The 12,176-nt window shown below is 72.4% G+C and carries 14 protein-coding genes; 3 read left to right on the top strand and 11 right to left on the bottom strand.

Annotation, left to right across the window (positions count from 1 at the left end; genetic code table 11):
* Both QR77_RS24855 and QR77_RS47860 read left to right on the top strand, forming a co-directional pair.
* Positions 1-493 (top strand): FAD-dependent oxidoreductase (locus QR77_RS24855; protein WP_040024324.1); only part of this gene is annotated, 493 nt, incomplete at its 5' end.
* A 286-nt stretch (positions 494-779) separates the two neighbouring features.
* Positions 780-1,223, top strand: coding sequence for a hypothetical protein (locus QR77_RS47860; RefSeq protein ID WP_040024323.1), 444 nt, complete (start codon positions 780-782; stop codon positions 1,221-1,223).
* Between the two features lie 12 nt (positions 1,224-1,235).
* On the opposite strand, the gene QR77_RS24845 is transcribed toward QR77_RS47860, so the two are convergent.
* The 4 genes from QR77_RS24845 to tsaB all read right to left on the bottom strand — a co-directional run bounded on the left by QR77_RS24845 (position 1,236) and on the right by tsaB (position 3,931).
* Complete coding sequence (locus tag QR77_RS24845) at positions 1,236-1,493, bottom strand: hypothetical protein (RefSeq protein WP_040024322.1); 258 nt, start codon at positions 1,491-1,493, stop codon at positions 1,236-1,238.
* A complete protein-coding gene (gene tsaD, locus QR77_RS24840) occupies positions 1,490-2,617 on the bottom strand; it encodes a tRNA (adenosine(37)-N6)-threonylcarbamoyltransferase complex transferase subunit TsaD (RefSeq protein ID WP_040024321.1) in 1,128 nt (375 codons plus the stop codon). Before tsaD ends, QR77_RS24845 begins: the two co-directional genes overlap by 4 nt.
* Positions 2,610-3,152, bottom strand: coding sequence for a ribosomal protein S18-alanine N-acetyltransferase (rimI, locus tag QR77_RS24835; protein WP_052489701.1), 543 nt, complete (start codon positions 3,150-3,152; stop codon positions 2,610-2,612). The genes tsaD and rimI overlap by 8 nt, the downstream gene beginning before the upstream one ends.
* A 119-nt stretch (positions 3,153-3,271) precedes the next feature.
* Positions 3,272-3,931, bottom strand: a complete 660-nt coding sequence (gene tsaB, locus QR77_RS24830; protein ID WP_040024320.1) for a tRNA (adenosine(37)-N6)-threonylcarbamoyltransferase complex dimerization subunit type 1 TsaB — start codon at positions 3,929-3,931, stop codon at positions 3,272-3,274.
* Positions 3,932-4,034: 103 nt separating this feature from the next.
* On the opposite strand from tsaB, the gene QR77_RS24825 reads away from it, so the two are divergent.
* Complete coding sequence (locus QR77_RS24825) at positions 4,035-4,586, top strand: hypothetical protein (protein WP_173476345.1); 552 nt, start codon at positions 4,035-4,037, stop codon at positions 4,584-4,586.
* A gap of 54 nt (positions 4,587-4,640) precedes the next feature.
* On the opposite strand, the gene QR77_RS24820 is transcribed toward QR77_RS24825, so the two are convergent.
* The 7 genes from QR77_RS24820 to glmS all read right to left on the bottom strand — a co-directional run bounded on the left by QR77_RS24820 (position 4,641) and on the right by glmS (position 11,943).
* On the bottom strand, positions 4,641-4,868 hold the full coding sequence (locus tag QR77_RS24820) for a hypothetical protein (RefSeq protein WP_040024317.1): 228 nt from the start codon (positions 4,866-4,868) through the stop codon (positions 4,641-4,643).
* 125 nt (positions 4,869-4,993) lie between these two features.
* Complete coding sequence (gene tsaE, locus QR77_RS24815; RefSeq protein WP_040024316.1) at positions 4,994-5,560, bottom strand: tRNA (adenosine(37)-N6)-threonylcarbamoyltransferase complex ATPase subunit type 1 TsaE; 567 nt, start codon at positions 5,558-5,560, stop codon at positions 4,994-4,996.
* The gene (locus QR77_RS24810) at positions 5,532-6,749 is read right to left on the bottom strand and encodes an alpha/beta hydrolase (RefSeq protein WP_107069121.1); all 1,218 of its coding nucleotides are present in this window, start codon (positions 6,747-6,749) and stop codon (positions 5,532-5,534) included. The genes tsaE and QR77_RS24810 overlap by 29 nt, the downstream gene beginning before the upstream one ends.
* Before the next feature lie 166 nt (positions 6,750-6,915).
* Complete coding sequence (alr, locus tag QR77_RS24805; RefSeq protein ID WP_052489031.1) at positions 6,916-8,097, bottom strand: alanine racemase; 1,182 nt, start codon at positions 8,095-8,097, stop codon at positions 6,916-6,918.
* Positions 8,098-8,225: 128 nt separating this feature from the next.
* Positions 8,226-9,680 carry an NAD(P)H-hydrate dehydratase gene (locus QR77_RS24800; RefSeq protein WP_040024313.1) on the bottom strand — a complete coding sequence of 485 codons (1,455 nt, stop codon included), beginning with the start codon at positions 9,678-9,680 and terminating at the stop codon, positions 8,226-8,228.
* Between the two features lie 4 nt (positions 9,681-9,684).
* Positions 9,685-10,056, bottom strand: coding sequence for a holo-ACP synthase (locus QR77_RS24795; protein ID WP_040024312.1), 372 nt, complete (start codon positions 10,054-10,056; stop codon positions 9,685-9,687).
* 39 nt (positions 10,057-10,095) lie between these two features.
* Positions 10,096-11,943 (bottom strand): glutamine--fructose-6-phosphate transaminase (isomerizing), encoded by a 1,848-nt coding sequence (glmS, locus tag QR77_RS24790; RefSeq protein ID WP_040024311.1) that lies wholly within the window; start codon positions 11,941-11,943, stop codon positions 10,096-10,098.
* Positions 11,944-12,176: the final 233 nt, after the last annotated feature.

The following is a 12,176-nucleotide window of genomic DNA, read 5'->3' as shown; positions in this document are numbered from 1 at the left end:
GCTCTCGGACGGTGAGGTGATCCCCGCGGCGACCGTCGTGTGGACGGCCGGTATGGCCGCCAGTCCCCTGACGGTGCAGATTCCGGCGGAGCGCGACCGGCAGGGACGGCTGATCGTCGACCCGTACCTGCGCGTGCCCGGCGTCCCCGACGTGTACGCGGCGGGCGACACCGCCGCCGCGCTCGCGGAGGAAGGGCACTACACGGTGCAGAGCTGCCAGCACGCGCAGCCGATGGGGAAGTTCGCCGGACACAACGTCGCCGCCGATCTCCTCGGCACCGCGCCCCTGCCGTTCGTCCCCGACCCGTACAGCAACTGCCTGGACCTCGGATCGGCCGGCGCCGTCGCCACCGAAGGGTGGGACCGTACGGTCCTGACGACCGGCCAGGAGGCCAAGACCCTGAAGCGGAACATCAACACACTGTGGATCTACCCCCCGCTCGACGACCCGGAGCAGATCCTCGCCCAGGCCGGCCGCTTCACCAACGGCTGACACGGCCCGGCACCCGCAAGACCGCCCCCTCCGCCGCCTCCCTCCCCCTCCGGGCAGGCGCCGGAGGGCGTCCGTCCTGCAGGAGCACCCGGAAACCTTCTGGATGTGGCCCGCCACCCGTGCCGAGATGATTGGCGAGGCCGAGGAGCACGGCCTCACCTCGCCGCCCGCCCGTGAGGACCCCGGCCTGCCGGCGTTGCGGCGCCGTGGCGGGTGAGGCGGCCCGGGCGGCCGGCCCGTCGGAGCGCCGCACACTGTCTTCGATGTTCAACAAACGTCGAACAAAGTGGGCCACCGTGACAGCCGGCGTCTGCTCGTACGGGTAGTCGAACGCCTCGCGGAGCACGTACGCGGCCCGTTCGGTTCAGCGGGTGCTCGGCCCTGGACCAACATGTCGGCGTCGACCCCCGAGGACTCCGGGATCGCCTCGGGCATGTGCAACACGATGCAGCAGGTCGGCAGCGCCTTCGGCCTGGCGATCCTGTCCACGCTGGCGGCCTCGCGTACGGAGTCGCCGCTCGGCCACGGCGAGAGCGCCGCCGCCTCGCTCACCGGCGGCTACCGGCTGGCGTTCGGCCTCGGGACGGTCTTCACCGTCGCCGCGCTGGTACTGGCCGCGGTGGTCCTGCGTACGGTACGGGCGACGCGAAACACCCCCGCCGAGCCGCCCACGCCCACGCCCGCCGACGCCGGGCAGGCGGCCGCGCTGCGCAACTCGGCCGCCGGGTGAACCTCCGCGCGGCTACTCGACGCTCTCGAACCGCCAGCGGTGCACCGCCCGCGCGATCAAGTCGGCAGCGGGCTCAGGGAGTTCGGGCAGCTCGGCGTCGTATGCGGCGTCCCACCACGTGATCACCAGGACCCGGTCCTGCGGCGCGCGAAGAACCTCCTGCCGCAGGGGCGGGAGCCGGAGTTCCTTCTCCTTCTCCCGTACCCACGCCAGCAGTTCGCCGCCCCGGCCGGGCACGGCCTTGGCCTCCCACATCAACGCGACGGTCATGAGTAGAGGTTGTCCTTGCTCAGCTCGTGGAGATGGTCGTGGTCGTGATCGTGCGTGTGGTCCTGGCCGTGGCCGCCGGACAGGCCGGGCACATGCGGCTCCGTCACCGGCAGCGACGAGTCCGCCGACAGGTCCCAGTCCGAGGCCGGCCGGTTACGCGCCACCATCTCGGCGCCCAGTGCCGCGACCATCGCACCGTTGTCCGTACACAGCCCGGGGCGCGGCACCCGCAGCCGGATTCCGGCCCGCTCGCACCGCTCGGCGGCGAGCGCGCGCAGCCGGGAGTTGGCCGCGACCCCGCCGCCGATCATCAGATGGTCCACTCCCTGGTCCTTGCAGGCGCGGACGGCCTTGCGGGTCAGGACGTCGACGACCGCCTCCTGGAACGACGCGGCCACATCCCGTACGGGCACGTCCTCGCCCGCACTCCGCTTCGCCTCGATCCAGCGCGCGACCGACGTCTTCAGCCCGGAGAAGGAGAAGTCGTACGGCGCGTCCCTCGGCCCGGTCAGACCGCGCGGGAACCTGATCGCGGCCGGGTCGCCCTCCCTGGCGAGGCGGTCGATGACCGGGCCGCCGGGGAAGCCGAGTTGCAGTACCCGCGCGATCTTGTCAAACGCCTCGCCCGCCGCGTCGTCGATCGTCGCGCCCATCGGCCGTACGTCCGAGGTGATGTCCGGCGCGAGCAGCAGCGACGAGTGTCCGCCGCTCACCAGCAGCGCCATCGTCGGCTCGGGCAGCGGGCCGTGCTCCAGTTGGTCGACGCAGATGTGCGAGGCCAGGTGGTTCACGCCGTACAGCGGCTTGCCGAGCGCGTACGCGTACGCCTTCGCCGCCGAGACCCCCACCAGCAGCGCACCCGCGAGGCCGGGCCCGGCCGTCACGGAGATGCCGTCCAGATCGCGGGCGCTGATCCCGGCGTCCTTCAGCGCGCGCTCGATGGTCGGCACCATCGCCTCCAGGTGCGCGCGGGACGCGACCTCGGGCACCACACCGCCGAAGCGCGCGTGCTCGTCAACGCTCGAAGCGATGGCGTCGGCGAGCAGCGTCGTACCGCGCACGATGCCGACGCCGGTCTCGTCGCAGGAGGTCTCGATGCCGAGGACGAGTGGTTCGTCAGCCATGGGTCTCTGTTCCTCGGGACTCGGAGGGGGACTCGGAAGACTCGGAAGACTCGGAAGGTGAGTCGGTGAGGGGGTCTGCCCCGGCGGCGGCGATGCCGTGCATGTCGACGCGCATCACGAGCGCGTCGACATTGCCGGGCTGGTAGTACCCCCGGCGGAAGCCGATGGGCTCGAAGCCGAAGCGTTCGTACAGCTTCTGCGCCCGGGTGTTGTCGACCCGTACCTCCAGCAGCACTTCCTCGCACTCGAAGGAGGTCGCGTGGTGCAGCAGGTCGGTGAGGAGGCGGGAGCCGAGCCCGGTGCTCCAGTGGTCGTGCACGACGGCGATGGTCTGTACGTCACCGAGCCCGCCGGCCGCGGCGAGCCCCGCGTAGCCGACGATCCGGTCCCCGGCCTGCGCCACCACATAGCGCCGGGTGGCGTGGGGGCCGCGGGCGTGGGCCAGCTCGGACCAGAACATGCCGGGCGACCAGGCGTCGTCGGGGAAGAGGTCGAGTTCGAGGGCGAGCACCGGTTCGATGTCCCACCAGCGCATCTCGCGCAGGACGGTGGCCGGGCTCTCGTGCTGCGCGTCCCGCGCGCTCCGCGCCTGCTGTTCGTTCCGCGCGTGCTGTTCGCTCCGCGCGTTCCGCTCGTTCTGCCTGCTCTGCTCGGTCACTTCGGGGTGACCACCTTGTAGTTCTTGGGGACCTGCGCGTCGGGGCGGCGCAGATAAAGCGGGAGCGGCGGCAGGAAGTCGGCGCCTGCCGCGAGCCGCTCGGCGGCGAGCGAGGCGAGCGCCGCCGCCGACTGGTGTTCCGGGCCGCGCGCGTCGGGGAAGGTCCCCGGATACAGCACCGCCCCTGCCCCCACGGCGGGCAGCCCCGCCAGCTCGGCGAGGTCAGCGAGATCGGCCGGGCGGTCGACGGCCGGTTCGCTGAGGCGCGTACGGCAGTCCGCGTACCGCGCCCAGTAGACCTCCTTGCGGCGCGCGTCCGTGGCGACGACGAACGGCTCGTCGAGCTGGGACGCGTACGCGAGCCCGTCCAGCGTGCACAGTCCGTGGACCGGCACCCCGAGCGCCGAGCCGAAGGTCAGGGCGGTGACGAGTCCGACGCGCAGCCCTGTGTACGGTCCCGGCCCGACCCCGACGACCACATCGGTGACGGCGTCGAGTTTCAGTCCGGCCCCGGCGAGGACGCGGTCGACAGCGGGCAGCAGCAGCTCCCCGTGCCGCCGCGCGTCGACCTGGCTCTCCGCGGCGAGGACGGAGGAGCCGTCGTGCAGGGCGACGGTAACGGCGGGCGTGGCGGTATCAACGGCGAGCAGAAGCACGCAAACAGCCTACGGCTCCTGGCCGGGAGGCACGGCGGCCCGTCCCGTCACCCCACTGCTGCTACCGTCACCACGGAGTCATACGTACGAGAGGTGGATCAAGGTGCCCAGGAGCAGCTCGGGAATCGTGGCCGGGCTCACCGCGGCGGCGCTGGCCGCCGTCGGTTTCCTCGCCTACCAGGCGTCGGCGAGCGCGCCCGACACCCTCGGGAAGCCCCAGACGCCGAGCACCTCGCACTCCGTCTCGGGGGCCCCGGCGAAGAAGAAGGACCAGTTCCCGGTGCCCGCGCGGTCGGGCACGGGCAAGCGGGTCGTGTACGCGCTGCACGACCGGCGCGTGTGGCTGGTGGGGCCCACGGGCGCGCGGATGCGGACCTTCCCCGTCATGCCGAGCACCGTGAACCCGCCGCCGGGTTCGTACGCGGTGACCACGCGCGCGCCGCAGATCCCGGGCTCGGACGGGGTGTCCGTCGAGCACGTCGTGCGTTTCGCGACGGTGGACGGTGTGACGATCGGTTTCAGCGCGGCCCTGGACGGCTCGATGCCGAGCCCCGATCCGAAGCTGAAGACGGGCGGGGTACGGATGAGCCGGGCGGACGGCGACGCGCTGTGGTCGTTCGCGGATGTCGGCGCGAAGATCGTGGTCGTTCAGTAGCCGAGCAGATCAGCCGTTCAGCAGCTCACTAGCTCAGCAGTTCGGAAAAGCGCGTCACGCGGCATCCCGCCGCGTGGCGCGTTCGTCTGCCGCCGCCCGCTCCTCGGCCTCGGCCACCGCCACCGCCGAGGTCTGCTCCGGCGGTGTCGACACGGCGTGCGCGGCCGCGCACGAGGCCAGCAGGTCTCTCATGGACACGTCGGACGGCGACGGTGAATGCGGTCGCGGTCGCGGCTGCGACTGCGGCCGTTCGGTACTCGCTTCGCGCCGGTGCTCCGGCATGGTGCCTCCTGGGGCTCCGGGGGCAGGCATGGTTAGGTAGACCTAACCAAGTCTCGGTAACCATGTGACCATGCGCGACACCGTGCGCGCAACATTTTACCGACACCTTGTCGGAACGTACCCCGTCAGCGCGCCAGGGACACGAGATCCACACCGTCCCACCGGCTCCCGCCGAACGCGGTCACGGTCACCTCGCGCCGGTCGTCGTCCTCGCCCTCGGGCTCCGCACCGCCCATGACGCGGTCGATCACCACCTGGAGCCGGTCGTCCGACAGCTCCTCCACCTTCCCGTCGCCCCACTCCACGACCACCACGGAGTCCGGCAGCGAGACATCGAGGTCGAGGTCCTCCATCTCGTCCAGGCCGCCGCCCAGCCGGTACGCGTCGACATGCACCAGCGCGGGACCGCCGGACAGGGACGGGTGTACGCGGGCGATCACAAAGGTGGGGGACGTGACGGCGCCCCGTACCCCGAGGCCCTCGCCGAGCCCGCGCGCCAGCGTCGTCTTGCCCGCCCCGAGTTCGCCGGTGAGCATCACCAGGTCCCCGGCCCGCAGCAGCCCGGCGAGCGCGCGCCCCAGCTCCCGCATCCGCTCGGGAGAACCGACGGTGATCCTCACCGAGTTCCGGTAGGTGGGCGACGTGCGGGAGAGGCCGGAGGTCTCAGCTTCCTGGCTGCGCGGTGCTTCCATACGTGCCAACGTTAGCGGCTGCCGGCATCGCGCCGACGCGTACCAGCAGGTCGGCGATCCGGTCCGTCACCACCTCCGGATGCTCCAGCATCACCAGATGCCCGGCGTCCGGTACGAGCACCAGCTCCGCGTCCGGCAGCAGATCCGCTATGGCCTCGCTGTGCGAACTCGGAGTGACGAGGTCGCCCTCACCGGCCAGCACGAGCGCCGGTACCTCCAGGAAGATCGAGAGCGCCTGCGCCTTGTCGTGGTCGGTGAAGGCCGGGTAGAACTCGGCGACGACATCGATCGGCGTACTCTCGATGAGCCGCTCGGCGAACCGTACGACCGCCGGGTCCACGTCCTTCGAGCTGAACGAGTACCGCTTGATCAGCACGGCGAAGAGATCAGCCGTGGCGCGCCGCCCCCGCTCGACCAGATCGGCCTGCGAGCCGAGCGCCTTGAGCACACCGGGCAGGACGCGGCGCACGGCGTTCACGCCGACGACCGGCAGCCCGTAGTTGAGTTCGGCGAGCTTCCCGCTGGACGTGCCGACAAAGGCGACGCCGACGACCCGTTCCCGTACCAGCTCCGGATACTGGTCGGCGAGCGCCATCACGGTCATGCCGCCCATCGAGTGGCCGATGAGGACGAGCGGCCCCTCGGGCGCCGCCGCGTCGATCACGGCCTTCAGGTCACGGCCGAGCTGGTCGATGGTGACCGGTACGGCGCCGGGCCCGCGCTGGCCCGCGCCGCGCGCCGAACGGCCGTGGCTGCGCTGGTCCCAGTGGACCGTACGGACGATTCCGCGCAGGGCCGCGCGCTGGAAGTGCCAGGAGTCCTGGTTGAGGCAGTAGCCATGGCTGAAGACGACCGTGACGGGGGCCGGGTTCTTGCGTCCGAAGAGCCGTCTGCGGCGCGCTCCCGCCGTCTTGGGGTCGGGTTCGCCGATCTCGTCGACCTCGTAGTACAGGCCGGTGCCGTCGTCGGCGGCGGCCGTGCCCGGGGTGCCGCGCAGCGCGCCGTACGGCCCGGAGGCGTCGAGCGCGAGCCGCGCCCTGCGGCGCATGCCGCGCCCGACCGTCAGCCTCTCGATCGCGACACCGGCGGCCGCCGCACCCGCTATGACACCGATCGCCGCGCCCGCCACACCGGCCCGGCGCCAGCTCGTACCGCCGGATACGGCGGCGGCCGCGACGTCCCCGATCATGGCCCCGGCGTCCCCCGCCGCGCTGCTCTCACTCACCCGTGCCGCCCCTGCTAGTCCTGATGGCTCTCTTCCCACCGCTACGCGTGTTCACCCGGCTTCAACCGGCTTCACTCGGCGGGGATCACACAGGATCGCCGCCCGCCGGACGCGTGCACCCCGGACGCGTTCACGCCGGCCCGTCCACATATACGCGCGGCACGCGGGGCCCGATCCGGGTGACGATCTCGTACGCGATGGTGTCGGCGGCGTCGGCCCAGTCCTGGGCGGTCGGCTCTCCCTGGCCGCCGGGGCCGAAGAGCACGGCGGGACTGCCGGGCTCGACCGTGTCGCCGCCGAGGTCGACCACGAACTGGTCCATGGCGATCCGCCCCGCCACCCGCCGCCAGGCCCCGCCGACGAGTACGGGCCCCCGCCCCGACGCGTGCCGGGGGATGCCGTCGCCGTACCCGAGCGGCACCAGGCCGAGCGTCGTCTCCCCCCGCGTGTGGTACTGGTGCCCGTACCCGACGCCGTGCCCCGCCGGCACCTGCTTGACGAGCGCGACGGAGGCGGAGAGCGTCATCACGGGCCGCAGCCCGAAGTCCCCTGAGGTGCCCAGCGCGGGGCTGGGCGAGATGCCGTACGTCGCCACACCCGCCCGTACGAGGTCGAAGTGCGAGTCGGGGACGGTGAGCGTCGCGGCCGAGTTGGCGATGTGCCGGACCTCGGGTGCGACGCCCGCCTTCTCGGCGTACGCGAGCATCTCGTGGAACACGTCGAGCTGCGCGCCGATGGACGGATGCCCCGGCTCGTCGGCGCACGCGAAGTGCGACCACAGACCGGTCACCTTGACCTCGCCCGCCGCCTCGGCGGCGAGCGCGGCGGCGACCAGCTCGGGCCAGTCGGCGGGCTGGCAGCCGTTGCGTCCGAGGCCGGTGTCGGCCTTGAGCTGGATACGGGCGCACCGCCCGGCCTCGCGGGCCGCCTCGGTCACCTCACGCAGCGCCCACATCCCGCTGACGGACATGTCGAGGTCGGCGTCGATGCCCGCGCGCCAGGGATCGCCTGGCGTCCAGAGCCAGCACATCAGCCGCCCCTCGACCCCGGCGGCCCGCAGGGCGAGAGCCTCCTGCGGAGTGGCGGTTCCCAGCCACTCGGCACCGGCCTCCAGAGCGGCGCGCGCGCAGGGCACCATGCCGTGCCCGTAGGCGTCGGACTTCACCACGGCCATCAGGGCGACCCCGGGCCCCACACGGCTACGCAGCGCCCGCACATTGGCCCGCAGAGCGCCGAGGTCGATCTCGGCACGGGCCCTGGGAGGTGGCGCCGACGAGGGCGAGGAGTCGGTCGCGTACGTCTTTCCGGTCATCGGGATCAGTCTCTCAGACGGGGCGGGGCGTCGTACGACGTCGCAGCGGCGCCACTCGGTCGCCCGCGTCCGCTCCCCACATCCTCAACATCACGCCGCCTCAACATCACGCCGCCTCGAAATCACCGTCACCGCGCCACATCGCGCCAGGCCTCCCGCACGCTCTCCGCCACGTCGTGCGCCCCGACCGGCGCGCCCTTCGCCGCCAGCCTGGCCGCCAGGCCGTGCAGATACGCCGCAGCCGATGCCGCGTCCCTCGCGGGCAGGCCCGCCGCCAGCAGGGAGCCGGACAGGCCCGTCAGTACGTCGCCGGTGCCCGCCGTCGCCAGCCAGGGCGTGCCGGTGGGGTTCACGCGTACGGGTGTGGCCGTGTCCGGTGCGGCGATCAGGGTGGTGGAGCCCTTGAGCAGCACCGTCGCCCCGTAGCGGGACGCCAGTTCGCGTACCGCCACCATCCGGCCCGACTCCACCTCGGCGCGGTCGACGCCCAGCAGCGCCGCCGCCTCGCCCGCGTGCGGGGTGAGCAGGGTCGGAGCCGTACGGGCGCGTACCGCCGACGCGTCCAGCAGCCGCAGCCCGTCCGCGTCGATCAGGACGGGCACATCGGCCGAGGCCAGCAGGTCGGCCACCTCCGAGGCCACCTCGGGATCGCCGCCCAGGCCCGGCCCCACCGCCCACGCCTGCACACGGCCCGCCTTCGACGGCGGGCCCTCGTGCACCAGCGTCTCCGGGTAGCGGGCGATCACCGCGTCGCCGCCAGGACCCACGTACCGCACCGCGCCCGCGCCGCCGCGCAGCGCTCCAGCCACCGCGAGCACGGCGGCGCCCGGGTAGCGGGCCGATCCCGCGACGATGCCGACGACACCCCGCCGGTACTTGTCGCTCTCCCCCGACGGCACCGGCAACAGTCGTGCCACATCCGCGTGTTGCAGCGCCTCGATGTCGGGCACCGACGGCAGGTGCGGGCCGAGCCCGATGTCCACGAGCCGTACGGCCCCCGCGTACTCGCGCGCCGGGTCCACCAGCAGGCCCGGCTTGTACGTACCGAACGTCACCGTCGCGTCGGCGCGCAGCGCCTCCCCCGCCACCTCGCCGGTGTCCGCCTCCACCCCGCTCGGCAGGTCGACGGCCACCAGTACGGCTCCCCCGGCGCGTGCCGCGTGCGCCGCGCGCGCGACCGGGACGGCGTCGGGCCGCAGCCCGCCGTGGCCCCCGATGCCCGTGATGCCGTCCAGCACCAGGTCGGCGGCGGACAGTGCATCGAACGGGTCGCCGGCCACCCGCCCGCCGGCGGTCCGGAAGGCTCCCAGGCCCTCCTCGTGCACCCGGTCCGGTGCGAGCAGCACCGCCGAAACCCTTGCTCCCCGCCGGGCCAGCCGGGCTCCGGCGTACAGCGCGTCACCGCCGTTGGCGCCGCTCCCGACGAGCAGCACGACACGCGCCCCGTACACCCGCCCCAGCAGCCCCGCGCAGGCGGCCGCGAGACCGGCGGCGGCCCGCTGCATCAGAGCCCCCTCCGGCAGCCGCGCCATCAGCTCGCGCTCGGCGTTCCTCACCGTCTCCACGCTGTAAGCGGTACGCATACGGTCAACCCTCCGCGATCACAACGGCCGACGCGACACCCGCGTCGTGGCTCAGCGAGACATGCCAGGCCCGTACGCCCAGCTCGGCGGCGCGCTCGGCGACCGTGCCCGACACCCGCAGCCTCGGCCGCCCGCTGTCCTCCACCCACACCTCGGCGTCCGTCCAGCGCAGCCCGGCCGGTGCGCCCAGCGCCTTGGCCAGGGCCTCCTTGGCCGCGAATCTCGCCGCCAGCGACGCCGTACCGCGCCGTTCGCCGCTCGGCAGCAGCAACTCACTCTCCAGGAAGAGCCGCTCGGCGAGCTGCGGGGTTCGTCGTATCGACTCCCCGAACCGCTCGATCTCCGCCACGTCGATTCCCACCCCGATGATCAACAGTCATCCCTCTCAGTCCCCATGCCTGTGCACCCTGTGCGCTCACTCGACGGTGACCGACTTCGCCAGATTCCTCGGCTGGTCCACCTCGTTGCCGCGCGCTGTCGCCAGCTCGCACGCGAACACCTGGAGCGGCACCGTGGCGACCAGCGGCTGAAGCAGTGTCGGCGTCGCCGGGATGCTGATCAGGTGGTCCGCGTACGGCACCACGCTCTCGTCACCCTCCTCGGCGATCACGATCGTCCGCGCGCCCCTGGCCCGGATCTCCTGGATGTTCGACACGATCTTGTCGTGGAGCACCGAGCGCCCGCGCGGGGAGGGTACGACGACCACCACCGGCAGGTCCTCCTCGATCAGCGCGATCGGCCCGTGCTTCAGCTCGCCGGCCGCGAAGCCCTCGGCGTGCATGTACGCCAGCTCCTTCAGCTTGAGCGCGCCTTCCAGGGCCACCGGGTACCCCACATGCCGGCCAAGGAACAGCACGGTCTTCTTGTGGGCCAGCGAGCGCGCCAGCTCCCGTACGGGCTCCATCGTCTCCAGGACGCGTTCCACCTCGCACGAGATCCGCGACAGGTCCCTGATGACCGCCCGGATCTCGTCGCCCCACTTCGTACCCCGGAGCTGGCCCAGGTACAGCGCGACCAGATAGCAGGCGACGAGCTGGGTCAGGAACGCTTTCGTCGACGCGACCGCGACCTCGGGACCCGCGTGCGTGTAGAGGACGGCGTCGGACTCCCTCGGGATGGTCGAGCCGTTCGTGTTGCAGATGGCGAGGACCTTCGCGCCCTGTTCCCGGGCGTGCCGCAGCGCCATCAGCGTGTCCATCGTCTCGCCCGACTGCGAGATCGCGATCACCAGCGTGCGCTGGTCCAGGATCGGGTCCCGATACCGGAACTCGCTCGCCAGCTCCACCTCGCACGGCATCCGCGTCCAGTGCTCGATGGCGTACTTCGCGATGAGACCGGCGTGGAAGGCCGTCCCGCACGCCACGATGACGACCTTGTCGGCCTCCCGCAGCACCGAGGCGGCCATCCGCACCTCGTCCAGGCGCAGCGAGCCCTCCGCGTCGATCCGGCCGAGGAGCGTGTCGGAGACCGCCTTCGGCTGCTCGGCGATCTCCTTGAGCATGAAGTAGTCGTAGCCGCCCTTCTCGGCCGCCGACGCGTCCCAGTCGACGTGGTAGGCGTGCGTCGTCGCTGGTGCGCCGCTGAAGTCCGTGACGTTCACGCCGTCGCGGCGCAGCTCGACCACCTGGTCCTGGCCCAGCTCGATCGCCGAGCGGGTGTACGCGATGAAGGCGGCGACGTCCGAGGCGAGGAAGGACTCGCCGTCCCCGATGCCCACCACCAGCGGGGAGTTACGGCGCGCCCCCACGACCACGTCGGGCTCGTCGGCGTGCACGGCGACCAGCGTGAAGGCGCCGTCGAGCCGCCGGCACACCTGCCGCATCGCCTCGGCGAGGTCGCCGCAGGACGAGAACGCCTCGGCGAGCAGGTGCGCCACGACCTCCGTGTCGGTCTCCGACTCCAGGTCGTGGCCGCGGTCGCTCAGCTCGGCGCGCAGCGCGGCGAAGTTCTCGATGATGCCGTTGTGCACGACGGCGACGCGGCCCGCGTTGTCGAGATGAGGGTGGGCGTTGGCGTCGTTCGGCGCTCCGTGCGTGGCCCATCTGGTGTGCCCGATACCGGTGACGCCGCTCGGCAGCGGCCTCTCCACCAGCATCTTCTCCAGATTGACGAGCTTGCCGGCCTTCTTCGCCGCGGCGAGCCCCCCGTCGGCGAGCACCGCGACCCCGGCCGAGTCGTAGCCCCGGTATTCGAGCCGCTTGAGGCCGGCGATGACCACATCGAGCGCCGACTGTCCGCCGACGTATCCCACGATTCCGCACATGTCGGCAGCCTAAGGCGCGGCGCCCCGCCACCCCCGCAACGACCTGGCCACCCGCCCTTGTCACGGAATTTGTCACGGAATTGATGGTCCGAACCCCCTGGCAGGGGCCACCCCGAGCGCATTCAATGAGGACCGTGACGTTCCGTACGTTGATCACCCTGCCCCGGATGCTCCGACACGGCTCGGCCATCGGCGCCGACCTGCCGCCCGACACCGCCGTCGTCCTCGACCCG

The organism is Streptomyces sp. 150FB (genome assembly GCF_000818195.1).
Lineage (GTDB): Bacteria > Actinomycetota > Actinomycetes > Streptomycetales > Streptomycetaceae > Streptomyces.
Note: the sequence above shows the minus strand (reverse complement) of the source record. Positions and strands in the feature narration are given on the sequence as shown.